Here is a 17,630-nt window from a genome sequence, read left to right on the forward strand (position 1 = left end):
AACCGCCGAGACCGTCCTGCCCACCGAACTCACCGCATAGCCTCAACAGGAGATCACCGAGTGGCCGTCGATACACCACTCCAGCGGACGTGACCTGCGGCGCACTCGGTGGCCGAGAGCTCGCCACCGCCGTTGTCCGGGCGATTGAAAAGTGGCTCGAGTGCGGTGGAGACGTCACTCCAGGCCCGCTCCCCACCGAAGCCCCACATCTCACAGAGAGTGAACCCCTCAGCCTCTGCAAGACGCCGCCTGAACTCGGCGAAGCTGGTGTAGGACCAGGCGACATCCGGACTGCTCGTATCTCCGTCTCCAGGGAACAGAATCAGCCCCACGTCAGCCCTCCTGCTTGTTCGTCGAATGGGCCAAGGATCAGTCAGAAACGAGTCGTCCTCAACTGAGTTGATCCTGAGGTGGTCGGCCGATCACGGCGCGCGAGCCGTCCCGGACAACTGTGCTCAGCAATCCTCGGCAGCGGAGACCTGGCCTCACCACCCGCGCAGCACTGCCTGAGCCACGGCCAGTGGATCTCGGTCGTCGTGCAGGTGCGCAGCAATCACACGCCGCAACAGATCCCCTGCAAGCTTGAACGCCATCTCGGAGGAACCTGTCTCGTCGAACCCCGCCCGGTTCACGCGCAGCAACCCAGCAGGCAAAGCCTCGGCCTCGGCGTCCCCGGCCAGCCCTGCGAGCGCAGCATTGGCGAAGTCGCTCGGCAATCCGGCCACCAATGGACGACCGAGCTCGCTGCCGCACAGGGCAACCGCACCAAGTCCCATCGGCTCACCGAACGGAACTTCAAACACGGTCGCTGAAGCGTGCGGATCCAGCGAGAATTCGGCTCCGAGCAAGGCCCGCATCGTCATCCCGCTCAACGCCCGGCTCAACTCCACAACTGCCCGCACGGCACGACCGGGCTCAGACGAAGCGGGGCGCTCGCAACGCGCTACGTGCACACCGACGTACGCAGCGGACGCCTCGTCCACCCGAACTGCGACACAACGGCCCTTCTCTACGATGACCACCGCACCCCCCTTCCCCAAGCCCAGCACAGCCCGATCCGTCGGCGTCGTCGAGAGCCTGCCACGGGTGTGAGCTGCGCCGCGAGCGACAAACGCGGAATCGCAGGTACCCCAAAGATCCCCTCCATGTTTGAGTGACCCCCGTAGCCAATCTCAAGGGGGGCCCACACCATGGAAAACACGGAGAACACCTCACCCCGCACCCGAAGACTGTTCCTCGGCGGCGCCGCAGCCGGAGTCACCGCCGTCGCCCTGACCACCACCACCGGAATCGGAGCGGCGACCGCGACCGCAGCCGCATCCGAAGCAGGCACAGGCACGGGAACAGACGCAGCCGCAGCCGCAGACGCCCCCAAGCTCAACAACCTCGGCTGGCACGACGTCCGCGGTTACGGCGCGACCGGCGACGGCGTCACCGATGACACCCTCGCCATTCAGGCCGCCCTGGACGCCTGCGAGCCCGGCAACACCGTGTACCTGCCGGCGGGGCAGTACCGTACGAGCGCGCCGGTGAAGATACCGCCGTACGTCACACTTCAGGGCACCCACGGCGGCGGCGAGAACGAATGGGGCGCCGTCGACCCGGAGTTCGGGCTGAAGCCGTTGCCGGGGTTCGTCGGGGACGCCGTGATCCTCGTGCTCGACAAGCTGAGCGGCGGTTACGCCACCAAGTCGGTGGAGGTACGCATCCTGCAGCTGACCATCGACGGCAGCGCGCTGCCCGCGAACGGCGCCGAGGTCGACGGCATCCGGGCCGTCGGGCAGGTCCAGCACCTCCAACTGCGGGACGTCCAGGTGCGAAAGGTCACCGGGCACGGCATCAACACCACCTACTCGGCCGAGCCCAGCGGCCCCCAGGCGCCCTTCTGTCTCCACTTCGACCGTGTCTCCGTTCTCTGGCCGGGGAGCTTCGGCATCGCGCTCAACAACTCCACCGACTCCGTCATCCACGACGTGTACGTGCTCGGCGGCAACGGCGCCGGCTGGTGGATCGCAGGCGCCGGCAACTCGACGTTCACCAGTTGCCGGGCCGAGTGGTCGGCCAATGAGGGCTTTCTGCTGCGTACTTGGCAGGGAGTCATCCAGTTCAGCGGCTGCTCCACCGACCGCAACGGCTTCGACGGCATCAAGGTGGAGAACACCGACCGCAAGGGCATCCTCCAGCTCAGTGGCTGCCGGTTGACCCGCGACGGCCGCAACGGCGGTACGGGCGGCGGCGGTTACGCCGGGCTCAAGGTGCGGAACACCGCGGCCAAGGTCCTCGCCGACGGTCTGCTCGTCACCGCCGGGAACGACGACGACGGTTCACAGGGGGCCTCCCCCGCCCGAGGGGTGTCCGCCGGCAACTCGGCCTGCACGGTGGTCACTTCGGGCTTCGTCGACGGCGTGGAGATCGACTGGCACGACGACGGCGGCAACACGCTCTTCCAGAAAGGGGCCACGGTCGTCCTGTCCTGAACCTGGCTGAAACACGCGGGTTCCGGGCAGCAGTCCGGCCCGCCCCGACTCGAGGCTTCGCGAGGCCCCGCCCGCCAAATGGGTGGGACCTCGCGGCCGTTTTCAGCACGCCCTACCCCCCACACCCATACCCTGGACAACTAGTGAGGTTAGGCTAACCTAAGTATCGAATTTGTCCGACGGGCCGAACCGCCCCGCTCGAAAGCAGCCACCTCATGTCCAACGCCCGTGCCACCCACCTCTCCCGCCGCGGCATCCTCGCCGCAGGCGGCGCCCTCGGTCTCGGGGCCGTTCTCGCCGCCTGTGGGGACGAAGACGCGAAAAGCGGTGGGGCCAACGCGGGCACGGACGCGGGCGCGAACGGGGACGCGTCGAAGGACGCCGCGACTCCCCCCGCCGGCCCCTGGACCTTCAAGGACGACCGCGGTCAGACCGCCAAGGCCGACAAGGTGCCCTCCAACATCGTCGCGTTCACCGGTGTCGCCGCCGCCCTCCACGACTACGGCGTCGAGGTCAAGGGCGTCTTCGGCCCGACCACGACCAAGGGCGGCAAGCCCGACGTCCAGGCCGGCGACCTGGACGTCACCAAGGTGACCGTTCTCGGCAACGAGTGGGGCCAGTTCAACATCGAGAAGTACGCGGCGCTCGCCCCAGACCTCCTCGTCACCACGATGTTCGACAGCGCCGGCACCCTCTGGTACGTCCCGGACGAGTCCAAGGACAAGATCCTCGCCGTCGGCGCCCCGACCGTCGGCATCTCCGTGTTCGACATCCAGTTGGACCGGCCGCTGCAGCGCATGCTGGAGCTGGCCAAGACCCTCGGCGCGGACACCGCCTCCGCCAAGGTGACCGCCGCGAAGAAGGCGTTCGAGGACGCCGCCGCCAGGCTCCGCGCCGCCACCAGGGCCAAGCCGGACATCAAGGTGCTGGTCGGCTCCGCGAGCCAGGACATCTTCTACGTCTCCGGCTCCAACCTCTCCATCGACCTCGAGTACTTCAAGGCCCTCGGCGTGAACTTCGTCGAGCCCTCCGCCGATGTCCTGAAGGCGAGCGGCGGTTGGTACGAGAACCTCAGCTGGGAGAACGTCGACAAGTACAAGGCCGACGTGATCATGATGGACAACCGGACCTCGGCCATTCAGCCCGGCGACATCACCGAGGCGACCTGGAAGCAGTTGCCCGCAGTGAAGGCGGGGCAGGTGATCGCCCGCAATCCCGAGCCGATTCTGTCCTACGACAAGTGCGTGCCGCTCCTCACGAGCCTCGCGGAGGCGATCGAGAACGCGAAGAAGGTCAGCTGAGAGTTCGCCAGGTCGCGCAGTTACCCGCGCCCCTTCGGAGGGCGTCGGCAACAATTGCCTCATGGCGGAGATCATCCAGAAGGACGGCACCTGGGTCTTCGACGGTGACGCCCTGCGGCTCACGCCGGGGCGTGACAAGAACGTCGGTCTGCTCCGCAAGGACCTGGGTGAACTCACCGTCCCCCTCGGCGCGTTGGCCGGTGTCTCCTTCGAGCAGGGCCGGAAGTCGGGGCGTTTGCGGCTGCGGCTGCGCGACGGGGCCGACCCGCTGCTCCAGGCGACCGGCGGGAAACTGGCGGAACCGCACGACCCGTACCAGCTGAACGTCGAGTCCGACCGGTACGGCGTCGCCGAGTACTTCGTGGACGAGGTCAGGAACGGGCTGCTGCTCGACAAGGTGCCCTCCGGCGCCGTCGACCGGTATCTGCTGCCGGGGCCCGCCGTACCGCTGTCCGTGTCGGCCGGGGACGGCACCGCGACCTTCGACGGTGAGCACGTCCGGCTGGAGTGGAACTGGAAGACGGAGGACGCGAAGGCCGCCGCCGGGCCCCGTTCCCTGGCCGTCGCCGACATCACGGCCGTGGAGTGGCATCCGGCGGTGGGCCTGGAGAACGGCTATCTGCGCTTCGGCGTGCGGCACGCGCCGACCGAGGCGCCGCCGAAGTACGACCCCCACTCCGTCGAGCTGTGGGGTTTCAAGAAGGACCCGCTGATGGCGTTGGTCGCGGCGGCCGTCCAGTCCCGCCTGCCGCATCCGGGGGCGCCCGTGACGGACGTACCACCGCGACCGCGGCAGGACGACCACGACGCCCTGCTCCGCCGGCTGCGTGAACTCGGTGAACTGCACCGGACCGGCGTCCTCACGGACGACGAGTTCGCACACGCCAAACAGGCGGTTCTCAGACGCATGTAGAGACGCATGCGAAACATGCGACTCGCGCCGGAGAACCGCCTGTCGGTGTTACCGGCAACTCACTCGGTTACTGGTAACTCACTCGTACGCCCCGCCTTCTGGGCATACGCGCATGCTCAGCGTACGCGGCGGGCGACCGTGAAGCGGTCGACCTCCTCGCCCGTCTCCGCGATACCGCGCACGGTCAGGGTGGCGAGGCGGCCCTTGGACGCGGGGGTGACGTCGACTCGCAGGAACGAGTAGTCGAGGTAGCGCACGCGCGACCAGGTGACCGTCTCGTTGACCTTGCCGTCCTTGGTGTTGATGAAGGAGGCGACCGAGTCGACCTCGTTCTCGTGGCCCTCGTAGGACAGCGGGGCGGTGAACGCGTACAGGCTGCGGCCGGCCGCGCCCGCCGTCACGTACACGACACCCTCGGTCTCGGGGTACGAAGTCCCGCCGATCGGGAGCTTCTTGGTGACCGCGCCCCCCTTGATGACATCCGTCCGCTCGTACTGGTGGTTGTGGCCGTTGATGACCAGGTCGACCGTGTACTTCTCGAACAGCGGCACCCACTCCTGGCGCACGCCCCCCTCCGAGGCGTGCGCGGTGGAGGTGCAGTAGGCGCAGTGGTGGAAGAAGATCACGACGAAGTCGATGTCGTCGCAGGCGCGGTACTTCTTGAGCTGCGCCTCGAGCCATTTGGTCTGGGTGCCGCCCGAGATACCGAGGTTGGCCGGGATCTCGAAGGAGATGTCGTTGGCGTCGAGCGAGATGACCGCCGTGTTGCCGTAGACGAAGGAGTAGACGCCGGGGAGGTTCTTCTTGTCCGGGCCGTTGTCAGGGAGGTTCCAGCGGGCGTCCTCGCCGCCGTAGCCGTTGGGCGAGTACCAGGCCTCCATGTCGTGGTTGCCGTAGGCCGGCATCCACGGCACGGTCTTGGCGACCGACTCGGTCTGCGCGAGGAACTGGTCCCACACGCGCGAGTCGAAGCCGGTGTCGGCGGTCTTGCCCTGGCCGGCCGGGTCGGCGTACGCGATGTCGCCGGCGTGCAGGTGGAAGGCCGGGTTCTGGCCGAGCAGCAGGCTGTTGTTGGCGAGGCCGTGGTAGCTGACGCCCTCGTCGCCGAAGGCGGTGAAGGTGAACGGCTTCTTGTGGGCGGGGGCGGTGGTGAAGGTGCCGAGGGTGCCCAGCAGGTGTGCCTCGGCCGGGTCGAAGCCGGCGTGGCCGACGCCGTAGTAGTACGTCTTGCCGGGGCGCAGGTGGGTGAGCTTGGCGTGCAGGTAGTACTGGGTGTGGTCGCCGCTGGCGCCGACGCCGGCCGGGGTGTAGAGGGTGCGGACCTCGGCCTCGATCTTGCGGGAGAGGTCCCAGGGGTGGGCGCCGATCCGGATGAAGGGCTTCTTCACCGCGACCGGGACCTGCCAGGAGACGGTGATCTCCGTGCGGGGGTCGTTGCCCCAGGCGAGGTGCCGGCCGAAGGGGGCGACGAGCGCGCCGTCGACCTTCTCGGCCCGGGAGTACGTCTGCGTCGGTACGGAGGTCCGCGTCGCGGCCTGGGCGGCGCCCGGTACGAACGCACCGCCCGCGACGGCGCCGACGGTGACGGCGCCGCTTCTGATCATCGTGCGCCGCGAGAACTTGGCGCGAAGGTACTCGTGCTGCTCGGCCATGCTCATGCGCTCGGCAAGCTGCTCGGGTACGCCCATGCGAGGAGTGTCCATGGCTGAAAACGGTGCTCCGGGTACCCATCGCCACGCAGGACACAAAGTGAACGGGCTCCGAACAGGGTCCCATAAGAGTTTCAACAGACTGCTGCCCGATATCGGGCAGGATTGTTGCGATTGCCCGCGCTTTACCTCAGGATCGTCAGGTGCACGACGACCTCGTTGATCATCTGACGCGTACCACACCCCTGTCCCGGGGCGAGGCACTGCGGGTGATTCAGGACGTTCTCGCCTACTTCGACGAGACGACCGAGGATTATGTCCGTCGTCGCCACCGCGAACTCCAGGGCCAGGGCCTGGTGAACGCGGAGATCTTCAGCCGGATCGAGGCGGACCTCAGATACCGCGCGGTCGCACCGGCGGAGCTCACCCTCCGCCAGCTGCGCCGCATCGTCTACGGCTAGTACGGCTGGTACGGCTGGTCATCCACTCCTCATCTACGTACGACAGGGACAGGGACTCTTATATATGTGCGGAATTGTCGGATACATCGGCAGGCGTGATGTGGCGCCGCTGCTCCTCGAGGGCCTGCAGCGCCTGGAGTACCGCGGCTACGACTCGGCGGGCATCGTCGTGACCTCGCCGAAGGCGACCGGCCTGAAGATGGTCAAGGCCAAGGGCCGGGTCCGGGACCTCGAGGCCAAGGTCCCCAAGCGCTTCGCCGGCACCACCGGCATCGCCCACACCCGCTGGGCCACGCACGGCGCCCCCTCCGACCACAACGCGCACCCGCACATGTCGGCCGACAACAAGGTCGCCGTCGTGCACAACGGGATCATCGACAACGCCTCCGAGCTGCGCAAGAAGCTCGAGGCCGACGGCGTCGAGTTCCTCTCCGAGACGGACACCGAGGTCCTCACCCACCTCATCGCCCGTTCCCAGGCGGAGACCCTGGAGGAGAAGGTTCGCCAGGCGCTGCGCGTGATCGAGGGCACGTACGGCATCGCCGTCATGCACGCCGACTTCCCGGACCGCATCGTGACGGCCCGCAACGGCTCGCCGGTCGTCCTGGGCATCGGCGAGAAGGAGATGTTCGTCGCCTCGGACATCGCCGCGCTGGTCACCCACACGCGGCAGATAGTGACACTGGACGACGGCGAGATGGCCACCCTCAAGGCCGACGACTTCCGCACCTACACCACGGAGGGCACCCGCACCACGGCGGAGCCCACCACCGTGGAGTGGGAGGCCGCCTCGTACGACATGGGCGGCCACGACACGTACATGCACAAGGAGATCCACGAGCAGGCCGAGGCCGTCGACCGGGTCCTGCGCGGCCGGATCGACGACCGTTTCTCCACGGTCCACCTCGGCGGCCTCAACCTGGACGCCCGGGAGGCCCGCCAGATCCGCCGGGTGAAGATCCTCGGCTGCGGCACCTCGTACCACGCGGGCATGATCGGCGCCCAGATGATCGAGGAGCTGGCCCGTATCCCGGCCGACGCCGAGCCCGCCTCGGAGTTCCGCTACCGCAACTCGGTCGTCGACCCCGACACCCTGTACGTGGCCGTCTCCCAGTCCGGTGAGACGTACGACGTGCTGGCGGCCGTCCAGGAGCTGAAGCGCAAGGGCGCGCGGGTGCTGGGCATCGTCAACGTGGTCGGTTCCGCGATCGCCCGCGAGGCGGACGGCGGCATGTACGTGCACGCGGGCCCGGAGGTCTGCGTCGTCTCGACGAAGTGCTTCACCAACACCACGGTCGCCTTCGCCCTCCTCGCTCTCCACCTGGGCCGCACCCGCGACCTGTCGGTCCGCGACGGCAAGCGGATCATCGACGGCCTGCGCAAACTGCCCGGGCAGATCTCCGCGATCCTCGAGCAGGAGGACGAGATCAAGAAGCTGGCCGAGCAGTACGCCGAGGCCCGCTCGATGCTCTTCATCGGCCGAGTACGGGGCTATCCGGTGGCCCGCGAGGCCTCCCTGAAGCTGAAGGAGGTCTCGTACATCCACGCCGAGGCCTACCCCGCCTCGGAGTTGAAGCACGGCCCGCTGGCCCTCATCGAGCCGGCGCTGCCCACGGTCGCGATCGTCCCGGACGACGACCTCCTGGAGAAGAACCGCGCCGCCCTGGAGGAGATCAAGGCCCGCAGCGGCCGCATCCTCGCGGTGGCCCACCAGGAGCAGGAGAAGGCCGACCAGACGATCGTCGTCCCGAAGAACGAGGACGAACTGGACCCCATCCTGCTGGGCATCCCCCTCCAACTCCTCGCCTACCACACGGCGTTGTCCCTGGGCCGAGACATCGACAAGCCCAGAAACCTCGCCAAGTCGGTAACGGTGGAGTAGCGCCTTGGAGGGCTGCCCCGAAGGGGCGCCCTCCAGGGGCGCGGGGAACTGCGCGACAAGCCCCCACACACCCGCAGAGGCCAACGAAACAAAAACGGACCCCTCGTGCTGCCACCAGCAACGAGGGGTCCGCCCATACTCGCCGGGGATCGCCCAACCCCCAGCCTGCGCAGCAATCCGGTGGCCGTCACACCCCGGGCGCGATGCCCCCTATATGCCCTTCACAAGCGCACAAAACCCTCTACGCGCCAGTAGGTTCACCCACCGCGAGCGAGAAGTTAAGGAATGACCACAACAGGCCGCTGAGCCCGCTTCGCCAGCCGCCCCGCCACCGACCCGAAGATCCGCCCGACGATGCCATGGGTCGACCCGACCACAATCGCGTCGGCCTCGTACTCCCGCCCCACCTCTTCGAGCTCATGGCAGATGTCCCCGCCACGCTCGACAAGGATCCAGGGCACCTCGGCCAGATAGTCCGCACAGGCGAGTTCGAGCCCGAGCACCTCGGTTCTGTGGTCCGGCACGTCGACGAAGACGGGCGGCTCGCAGCCGGCCCACACCGTGGTCGGGAGCCGGTTGGCGACATGCACGATGATCAGGCCCGAACCGGAGCGGTGGGCCATGCCGATGGCGTACGCGAGGGCGCGCTCACTCGACGTCGAGCCGTCGAAACCGACGACGACACCGTGTTTGAACGCGGGGTCGCAGGACTGACGTGGTTCTTCCGCCGCCAAGGGCTCGGCCGCCGTGTGGTCGGCGACGGGGCGCTTGCGGTCCGCGGGTTCCAGGAATTCGTGACCGGCCATGGGATTCTCGGCGTTTTGATCCTCGTGGTGGGACGACGTGATGCGGGACGACACTGTGCGGCGGAGCTGTGTCCGGGAATCATCTTCCCAACCCCATACCCCCAAGGGTACGGCCGCACGCCTCCGTAGCCCATAGCCCGCGCATGCTCCGGACGGGTTCCAGGGAGCATGCCCGAGGGGGTGCCCGTAACGCAATGGTTGCTGCCACGTACAGGCTGTTTCCACAGGGTTCGCGTACATCTCACCCGGGTCGATCATGCTCGCGCACATCTTCCGGACACGATGGCCAGTGACCGACCGCTCGAACAAGCGTTGAACCCCGTGACCCATCGTCACAGGGAGCAGCCATGACCTCACCGAGCCGGGACTCCGCGAGCGATCTCGTCCGCTGGGCGGCCTTCAGCTGCGTCCTGGTCCCCGTGGTGCTCGTCCTGTACGGCACCTCGCTCGGTGGGGCAGCCGGTACGGCGCTCGGGCTGGCGACCGTGACGGCGGTGTGCCGGGTACTGCTGCGCCAGTCCGAGCGCGGCGCGGCGAGGATGCCGGCCGAAGAGAGCGTTCCGCCCCGGGGGCGGCACGGCAGGGCTCATTCGGGCTCCCCTTCGGGCTCCCGTCGGGGTACGCGACACTCCGGCGGAACTACACCGGTCGATTGACCTGTTTTCGCGCACGCGCCCGATGCTTTTCAGCCAACTTCCGGACACCGTGCACTCCTTGTCCGAACAACCCTCAAACCCCCGTTCCACCTGCACTGAAAGGGTCCGGACGGGGCCGCGCACCCTACGCGGATTGGCCACTACGACGAGGCGCACTTCCCTGCGCGGCCCACTAGTGCAACGCTTCGTGATCGAATGCTTTACGCCAAGTTGCCAAGTCGACAATCTGTCCAGTGACGGACTGGTCATCTCGGCATCATGGGACACAGTAGATTCGATCTTGACTGTCTACGGCGGGGGACTCGTGCAGGACCGAGGGGAAACGTGCTGGAGCGACAGGCCCGACAAGTTAGGGGCGACGCGACCACCGAGGGGGGCTTAGCAGTATGAGCCACGACTCCACTGCCGCGCCGGAAGCCGCGGCCCGGAAACTCTCCGGGCGACGCCGCAAGGAGATCGTCGCGGTGCTGCTGTTCAGCGGCGGCCCCATTTTCGAGAGTTCCATTCCGCTGTCGGTGTTCGGGATTGACCGCCAGGACGCCGGAGTGCCGCGCTACCGACTGCTGGTGTGCGCCGGAGAAGAGGGCCCGCTGCGGACGACCGGCGGGCTCGAACTGACCGCGCCGAACGGCCTGGAGGCGATCGCGCGGGCAGGCACGGTCGTTGTGCCCGCCTGGCGTTCGATCACCGCGCCGCCACCGGAGGAGGCGCTCGACGCACTGCGTCGGGCCCACGAAGAGGGCGCGCGGATCGTAGGCCTGTGCACAGGCGCGTTCGTCCTCGCGGCGGCGGGCCTGCTGGACGGCCGCCCGGCGACCACACACTGGATGTACGCGCCGACGCTGGCGAAGCGCTATCCGTCCGTCCATGTCGACCCACGCGAACTCTTCGTGGACGACGGCGACGTACTGACGAGCGCCGGCACAGCGGCAGGCATCGACCTGTGCCTGCACATCGTGCGGACGGACCACGGCAACGAGGCGGCCGGTGCGCTGGCCCGCCGACTCGTGGTCCCACCGCGCCGGTCGGGCGGCCAGGAGCGCTACCTCGACCGGTCTTTACCAGAGGAGATCGGCGCCGACCCGCTCGCCGAGGTCGTCGCCTGGGCGCTGGAGCACCTCCACGAGCAGTTCGACGTGGAGACGCTGGCGGCACGCGCGTACATGTCCCGTCGTACGTTCGACCGCCGCTTCCGCTCGCTCACGGGAAGCGCGCCGCTGCAGTGGCTGATCACGCAGCGCGTCCTGCAGGCCCAGCGTCTCCTGGAGACGTCGGACTACTCGGTGGACGAGGTCGCGGGCCGCTGCGGCTTCCGTTCGCCGGTGGCGCTGCGCGGTCACTTCCGCCGCCAGCTGGGCTCGTCCCCGGCCGCGTACCGCGCGGCCTACCGGGCGCGCCGACCGCAGGGTGAGCGCATGTCCGAGCCGGACACGGCGGTGAGCGGGGCGCAGGGCGGCATGGGTACGCCGACCACGGCGGGCCAGGGACACGGGCACGGCCCGGGTCACGGCCACGACCGGTCCCCGCACCCGGAGAGCCCGGTCCCGATCCAGGCCCGCCGCACGGCGAGCACGGTCGGCCTCTCGGCGGAGCACGGGCGGGATCCGTACGTCGGAAACCGCGCGAGCCTGCCGGGCCAGCGGAGCGGCACATAACGGCAGGTGACGTGGGAACGCCGGCCGGGCTGAGGTACGCCACTCAGCCCGGTCGGCTCTTTCAAGTGCCGTCCGGCACCACGCAGCCCGTCCGGCGTTTGAGGACGAGGCCCCTCAAGGGCCGAAGCGGGGGCCTGGGGGCGGCAGCCCCCAGCCGAGGCCCACACCGACGCCGGGTGCCCAACCCCCCCGCGTATGGTGAGACGCATGAACGATCGCATGGTGTGGATCGACTGCGAGATGACCGGTCTCTCGCTGTCCGACGACGCGCTCATCGAGGTGGCCGCACTGGTCACCGACTCCGAGCTGAACGTACTCGGCGAGGGGGTGGACATCGTCATCCGTCCGCCCGACTCGGCGCTGGAGACGATGCCGGAGGTGGTGCGCCAGATGCACACCTCGTCCGGGCTCCTCGACGAACTGGCCGGCGGTACGACGCTGGCGGACGCCGAGGCGCAGGTCCTGGCGTATGTCCGGGAGCACGTCAAGGAGCCGGGCAAGGCCCCGCTGTGCGGCAACTCGGTCGGTACGGACCGCGGCTTCCTGCTCCGTGACATGGGCACCCTGGAGGCGTACCTCCACTACCGGATCGTGGACGTCAGTTCGGTGAAGGAGCTGGCCCGGCGCTGGTTCCCGAGGGCGTACTTCAACAGCCCCGACAAGAACGGCAACCACCGCGCCCTCGCCGACATCCGCGAGTCGATCGCCGAACTGCGGTACTACCGCGAGGCGATCTTCGTACCGCAGCCGGGCCCGGACTCGGACACGGCGCGCTCGATCGCGGCGAAGCACGTGCTGCCCGCCCCACAGTGAGCTGAGAAAAGCCTGGCGCGAGCACCCCTTCGGACCCTGTACACTTTTTCTCGGCCGGTCAGGAAGACCACTCGGACTTCCAGAGCCGGTCATGGTGGGTGTAGCTCAGCTGGTAGAGCACCTGGTTGTGGTCCAGGATGCCGCGGGTTCAAGTCCCGTCACTCACCCTGAAAGATCAAGCCCCTGGCCTGCGAAAGCAGGCCGGGGGCTTCGTCGTTGTCGGCCCCGCGGGAACAGCGCGGGAACACGACCCCTCAGGACGACGTACGAGCCATCAGCTCCGTGGGAAGCACCACCTGACGGCGTTCCAGGACCCGGGACGCCGTCGGGCGGCGGTCCGCGACCTCCTCCAGGAGCAGGTCGATCATCGCCCGGCCCATCTCCACGATCGGCTGGCGCACGCTCGTCAGGGGCGGGTCCATGTGACGGGCGATGGCGGAGTCGTCGTAGCCGACGAGTGCCACGTCCTCCGGTGTACGGCGGCCCTGTTCGCGCAGGACCTGGCGGGCGCCCGCCGCGGTGACGTCCGAGCCGGCGAAGACCGCGTCCAGGTCGGGGCAGCGGGCCAGGAGGCGGGTCATCGCCCGGCGGCCGCCCTCCTCCGTGAAGTCGCCCGGTTCGATCAGGTCTTCGTCCACAGTGTGGCCCGCCGCCTCCAGGGCGTCGCGGTAGCCGTCGACGCGGCGCTGGGCGCCGTACACGTCCAGACGGCCCGTGATGTGGGCGACCTTGCGGCGGCCCCGGGACAGCAGGTGTTCGGCCGCCTGGCGTCCGCCTCCGTAGTTGTCCGAGTCGACCGAGGTGAGGGTCTCCGCCGCCGACCTCGGGCCGCTGATCACCGCCGGGATCTCCAGCTGGGCCAGCAGGTCGGGGAGCGGGTCGTCCGCGTGGGTCGAGACGAGCAGGACGCCGTCGACGCGGTGGGCGGCCAGGTACTGGGCGAGACGCTCGCGCTCCCGGTCGCTGCCCGCGAAGATCAGCAGGAGCTGCATCTCCGTGTCCGAGATCGCGGCGCCCACACCGCGCAGGATGTCCGAGAAGTACGGTTCCGCGAAGAACCGGGTCTCCGGCTCGGGGACGACCAGGGCGATCGCGTCCGTGCGGTTCGCCGCGAGGGCGCGGGCCGCGGTGTTGGGGACGTAGCCCAGTTCCGCGACGGCCGCCTCGACCGCCGCACGGGTCACATCACTGACCCTCGGTGAACCGTTGATCACCCGGGAGACCGTGCCGCGCCCCACTCCGGCACGCGCGGCGACCTCTTCGAGGGTCGGCCGCCCGCCACTCCGGCCCCGCACTCCGTGGCCCACCATGGTCCGTCTCCTGTCACCCGCTGTGTCTGGCCTGGAATCTAACAGCCCGCTTTCCGGACCGAAGTCCGGCAACAGTCCTCTCGCGGCCCTGTGTCACCAACCGGCCTTCCGTAGGCTTCCGTTCCGCTTTCAGGAGCTTTAGTTAACAGCCCGATAACCGAAGACACATCGCCGCGTCTCCACCCTTGACACCCCCGCCCGGACCGACGACTCTTCAACACATCACCTGTGGGAGCGCTCCCACGGTACCTGACACATACACATCCCGCACGTTCCCCGCCCGAGCCGCCGCAAGTGAACTAACGGGCCCAACAACGCAGTTGGCCGGGGGGTCGGCACGTCAGGCAACAGGAGGACGCAATGCGCACGAGTACCCGCGGGTCCCGCAGACTGGTGACCCTCGCGGTCGTCGCCACACTGACGACGGGGCTGCTGGCCGGCTGCGCCGACGACTCGGACGACGGCGAGCCGAACAACGGTGGAGGCGGAGGCGGCGGCGGTGGCAAGACCGAGCTGACCATCGGCACCTTCGGTGTCTTCGGTTACAAGCAGGCTGGTCTCTACGACGAGTACATGAAACTCCACCCGGACGTCAGCATCAAGGAGAACGTCACCACCAAGACCGACGTGTACTGGCCCAAGACGATCACCCGTCTACAGGCCGGCTCCGGTGTCGACGACATCCAGGCGATCGAGATCGGAAACGTCGCCGAGGCCGTGCAGACGCAGGCGGACAAGTTCGTCGACCTCGGCAAGGAGGTCGACAAGTCCCAGTGGCTGGACTGGAAGAACGCGCAGGCCACCACCAAGGACGGCAAGCAGATCGGGCTCGGCACCGACATCGGCCCGATGGCGATCTGCTACCGCAAGGACCTGTTCAAGAAGGCCGGCCTGGAGACGGACCGGACCAAGCTCGCCGCACAGTGGGCGGGCGACTGGTCGAAGTTCGTGAACGTCGGCAAGGACTACATGAAGAAGGCGCCGAGCGGCACCAAGTTCGTGGACTCCGCCTCCTCGGTCTACAACGCCGTACTGGGTGGCGCGAGCGAGCGCTACTACGACAAGGACGGCAACCCCATCTGGGACAAGTCCACGGGTGTGAAGGACGCCTGGAACGCCGCGATGACGGTGGCGACCAGCGACATGTCGGCGAAGCTGAAGCAGTTCGACCCGCCGTGGGACCAGGCTCTCGCGAACGCCACCTTCGCGACCGTGGCCTGCCCCGCGTGGATGATCGGCTACATCCAGGAGAAGTCCGGTGAGGCCGGCAAGGGCAACTGGGACGTGGCGGCGGCGCCGACCGCGGCCAACTGGGGCGGCGCCTTCATCGGTGTTCCGGTGGCCGGCAAGCACCAGAAGGAGGCCATCGCGCTCGCCAAGTGGCTGACGGCCCCCGAGCAGCAGGCCAAGGTCTTCGCCAAGCAGGCGAGCTTCCCCTCGGCCCCGGCGGCCTACGCGACCCTGAAGCCGCAGCCCGCCACCGTCGAGTTCTTCTCGAACGCGCCGATCACCGAGATCTACGCGGCGTCGGCCAAGACCATCCCGGTCCAGTACTTCGGCCTCAAGGACCAGCCGATCGGCACCGCGATCGCGGACGTCGGCATCCTCCAGGTCGAGCAGAAGGGCAAGAGCCCTGAGCAGGGCTGGGACGCGGCCAAGAACGAGATCAAGGACGTGCTCGGCCAGTGACCAGCTCCAAGCAGGCTCTCGCGCATCCCGCGCCGAGTGCCGAGACCGCGCCCGGCGACCAGCCGGGCGCGGTCCGGGGCGCTCAAGGTCGCGGTAGGCCGCCTTCGGGCCCGGGCTCGAGTTCGTGGCGCAGTCGGCTGTACCGCTGGGACATGAAGGCGTCGCCGTACGCGTTCATCACCCCCTTCTTCCTGGTCTTCGGGGCCTTCGGACTGGTCCCGCTCCTCTACACGGGCTGGTACTCGCTGCACAACGTGCAGCTGTCCGCGCTGGACAACGAGACCTGGGTGGGCCTGGAGAACTACAAGAACCTGTGGTCCTCGGACTTCTTCTGGAAGGCCCTGCAGAACACCTTCACCATCGGTCTGATCTCGACCGTGCCGCAGCTGCTGCTGGCGCTCGGCATCGCGCACCTGCTCAACTACAAGCTGCGCGGCTCGACCCTGTGGCGGGTGGTCATGCTCACCCCGTACGCCACCTCGGTGGCGGCGGCGACGCTGGTCTTCACCCTGCTGTACTCGTGGGACGGCGGCATGATCAACTGGCTGCTGCACTTCGTCGGGGTCGACCCGATCAACTGGCGCGAGTCCGACTGGGGCGGGCAGTTCGCCGTCTCCAGCATCGTGATCTGGCGGTGGACCGGCTACAACGCGCTGATCTACCTCGCGGCGATGCAGGCGATCCCCGCCGATCTGTACGAGTCGACGGCTCTCGACGGCGCGAACCGCTGGCAGCAGTTCCGCCATGTCACGATCCCGATGCTCCGGCCGACGATCCTTTTCACCGTGGTCGTGTCGACCATCGGCGCCACCCAACTCTTCGGTGAGCCCCTGCTGTTCGGCGGGTCCAAGGGCGGTTCCGAGCACCAGTACCAGACGCTCGGTCTGTACATGTACGACCAGGGTTGGATCATCGGCAACCTCGGCAAGGCGTCCGCGATCGCGTGGTCGATGTTCCTGATCCTGCTGATCATCGCCGCGGTCAACATGCTGATCAACCGACGTCTGAGGAAATCCCAATGACCACAAGTGATCTGACGCTTCCTCAGGTGGACCCGGAGTCGAAGCCGAAGGCCGACAAGAGCTCCGGGCGCCGCCGGATGATCGGCGCGGGCAAGCAACTGCACGCGGGCCCGGTCACCTACGTCGTCCTCACGGTCTTCTCGCTGATCTCGCTGGCCCCGCTGCTGTGGACGGCGATCGCGGCCTCCCGTGACAACACCCGGCTCGCCCAGACTCCGCCGCCGCTGTGGTTCGGCGCGAACCTGTTCAAGAACATGCAGGCCGCGTGGGACGAGGTGGGACTCGGCACGGCGATGCTCAACAGCACGGTCGTCGCCGGCACCATCACGGTCAGCACGGTGCTGTTCTCGACGCTGGCGGGGTTCGCCTTCGCCAAGCTGCGGTTCAAGTTCTCCAGCGCGCTGCTGCTGCTGACCATCGGCACGATGATGATCCCGCCGCAGCTCGCCGTCGTACCGCTGTACCTGTGGATGGCCGACCTCGGCTGGTCCAACCAGTTGCAGACCGTCATCCTGCCGACGCTGGTCACCGCCTTCGGTACGTTCTTCATGCGCCAGTACCTGGTGCAGGCGCTGCCCACCGAGCTGATCGAGGCCGCGCGGATGGACGGCGCGAACAGCCTGCGCGTCGTGTGGCACGTGGTGTTCCCGGCGGCGCGGCCCGCGATGGCCGTGCTCGGCCTGCTGACCTTCGTGTTCGCCTGGAACGACTTCCTGTGGCCGATCATCGCCCTGAACCAGCAGAACCCGACGGTCCAGGTCGCCCTCAACGGCCTCGGCACGGGTTACGTGCCCGACCAGGCCGTGATCATGGCGGGCGCGCTCCTTGGCACACTGCCGCTGCTCGTCGCCTTCCTGCTGTTCGGCAAGCAGATCGTGGGCGGCATCATGAACGGCGCGATCAAGGGCTGACCCGCGCAGGAACTTCGTACGGGACTTTCGTCAGGGAATTTTCGTACGGGAACTCTCAGGGGCCGGGTCACCGCCGCCTCGGCCC

15 protein-coding genes and 1 tRNA gene are annotated in these 17,630 nt (G+C 68.1%); 12 read left to right on the forward strand and 4 right to left on the reverse strand.

All coding sequences use genetic code 11. The annotated features are described in order from the left end of the window. Positions 1–485 precede the first annotated feature (485 nt). Entirely contained in the window at positions 486–848 is a 363-nt protein-coding gene (locus ABZ855_RS22690) for a hypothetical protein (protein WP_360809480.1), read from the reverse strand. A 342-nt stretch (positions 849–1,190) separates the two neighbouring features. Here ABZ855_RS22690 and ABZ855_RS22695 point away from each other — a divergent pair, with 342 nt between their 5' ends. The 3 genes from ABZ855_RS22695 to ABZ855_RS22705 all read left to right on the forward strand — a co-directional run bounded on the left by ABZ855_RS22695 (position 1,191) and on the right by ABZ855_RS22705 (position 4,691). Beyond that, positions 1,191–2,477: a glycosyl hydrolase family 28-related protein gene (locus tag ABZ855_RS22695; RefSeq protein ID WP_360809482.1), complete on the forward strand. Its 1,287-nt coding sequence runs from the start codon at positions 1,191–1,193 to the stop codon at positions 2,475–2,477. Between the two features lie 215 nt (positions 2,478–2,692). After that, a complete protein-coding gene (locus ABZ855_RS22700) occupies positions 2,693–3,778 on the forward strand; it encodes an ABC transporter substrate-binding protein (protein ID WP_360809484.1) in 1,086 nt (361 codons plus the stop codon). Between the two features lie 61 nt (positions 3,779–3,839). Beyond that, positions 3,840–4,691 carry a DUF4429 domain-containing protein gene (locus ABZ855_RS22705; protein ID WP_360809486.1) on the forward strand — a complete coding sequence of 284 codons (852 nt, stop codon included), beginning with the start codon at positions 3,840–3,842 and terminating at the stop codon, positions 4,689–4,691. Between the two features lie 116 nt (positions 4,692–4,807). On the opposite strand, the gene ABZ855_RS22710 is transcribed toward ABZ855_RS22705, so the two are convergent. Beyond that, the gene (locus tag ABZ855_RS22710; RefSeq protein ID WP_360809811.1) at positions 4,808–6,379 is read right to left on the reverse strand and encodes a metallophosphoesterase family protein; all 1,572 of its coding nucleotides are present in this window, start codon (positions 6,377–6,379) and stop codon (positions 4,808–4,810) included. A gap of 164 nt (positions 6,380–6,543) precedes the next feature. On the opposite strand from ABZ855_RS22710, the gene ABZ855_RS22715 reads away from it, so the two are divergent. Both ABZ855_RS22715 and glmS read left to right on the forward strand, forming a co-directional pair. Then, complete coding sequence (locus ABZ855_RS22715) at positions 6,544–6,801, forward strand: hypothetical protein (protein WP_360809488.1); 258 nt, start codon at positions 6,544–6,546, stop codon at positions 6,799–6,801. Between the two features lie 64 nt (positions 6,802–6,865). After that, complete coding sequence (gene glmS / locus ABZ855_RS22720; RefSeq protein ID WP_360809490.1) at positions 6,866–8,683, forward strand: glutamine--fructose-6-phosphate transaminase (isomerizing); 1,818 nt, start codon at positions 6,866–6,868, stop codon at positions 8,681–8,683. A 278-nt stretch (positions 8,684–8,961) separates the two neighbouring features. Here glmS and ABZ855_RS22725 read toward each other — a convergent pair whose 3' ends face one another. Beyond that, entirely contained in the window at positions 8,962–9,489 is a 528-nt protein-coding gene (locus tag ABZ855_RS22725; protein WP_006376589.1) for a universal stress protein, read from the reverse strand. A 347-nt stretch (positions 9,490–9,836) separates the two neighbouring features. On the opposite strand from ABZ855_RS22725, the gene ABZ855_RS22730 reads away from it, so the two are divergent. The 4 genes from ABZ855_RS22730 (at position 9,837) to ABZ855_RS22745 (ending at position 12,780) form a co-directional block, all read left to right on the forward strand. Beyond that, positions 9,837–10,145 (forward strand): hypothetical protein, encoded by a 309-nt coding sequence (locus tag ABZ855_RS22730; RefSeq protein WP_360809492.1) that lies wholly within the window; start codon positions 9,837–9,839, stop codon positions 10,143–10,145. A gap of 386 nt (positions 10,146–10,531) precedes the next feature. Then, positions 10,532–11,800, forward strand: coding sequence for a helix-turn-helix domain-containing protein (locus ABZ855_RS22735; protein ID WP_360809494.1), 1,269 nt, complete (start codon positions 10,532–10,534; stop codon positions 11,798–11,800). A 207-nt stretch (positions 11,801–12,007) separates the two neighbouring features. After that, the gene (gene orn, locus ABZ855_RS22740) at positions 12,008–12,613 is read left to right on the forward strand and encodes an oligoribonuclease (protein ID WP_360809496.1); all 606 of its coding nucleotides are present in this window, start codon (positions 12,008–12,010) and stop codon (positions 12,611–12,613) included. A gap of 94 nt (positions 12,614–12,707) precedes the next feature. Then, positions 12,708–12,780 (forward strand) — tRNA-His (locus ABZ855_RS22745). 87 nt (positions 12,781–12,867) lie between these two features. On the opposite strand, the gene ABZ855_RS22750 is transcribed toward ABZ855_RS22745, so the two are convergent. Continuing rightward, positions 12,868–13,923 carry a LacI family DNA-binding transcriptional regulator gene (locus tag ABZ855_RS22750; RefSeq protein ID WP_360809498.1) on the reverse strand — a complete coding sequence of 352 codons (1,056 nt, stop codon included), beginning with the start codon at positions 13,921–13,923 and terminating at the stop codon, positions 12,868–12,870. Positions 13,924–14,283: 360 nt separating this feature from the next. On the opposite strand from ABZ855_RS22750, the gene ABZ855_RS22755 reads away from it, so the two are divergent. The 3 genes from ABZ855_RS22755 to ABZ855_RS22765 are packed head-to-tail and all read left to right on the forward strand — an operon-like array spanning position 14,284 to position 17,545. Next, on the forward strand, positions 14,284–15,612 hold the full coding sequence (locus tag ABZ855_RS22755; protein WP_360809500.1) for an ABC transporter substrate-binding protein: 1,329 nt from the start codon (positions 14,284–14,286) through the stop codon (positions 15,610–15,612). Then, complete coding sequence (locus ABZ855_RS22760) at positions 15,609–16,634, forward strand: sugar ABC transporter permease (RefSeq protein ID WP_360809502.1); 1,026 nt, start codon at positions 15,609–15,611, stop codon at positions 16,632–16,634. Before ABZ855_RS22755 ends, ABZ855_RS22760 begins: the two co-directional genes overlap by 4 nt. Continuing rightward, on the forward strand, positions 16,631–17,545 hold the full coding sequence (locus ABZ855_RS22765; protein WP_360809504.1) for a carbohydrate ABC transporter permease: 915 nt from the start codon (positions 16,631–16,633) through the stop codon (positions 17,543–17,545). Before ABZ855_RS22760 ends, ABZ855_RS22765 begins: the two co-directional genes overlap by 4 nt. The last annotated feature ends 85 nt before the right edge of the window (positions 17,546–17,630 follow it).

The sequence above is a fragment of the Streptomyces sp. NPDC047042 genome (assembly GCF_040644035.1).
Lineage (GTDB): Bacteria > Actinomycetota > Actinomycetes > Streptomycetales > Streptomycetaceae > Streptomyces.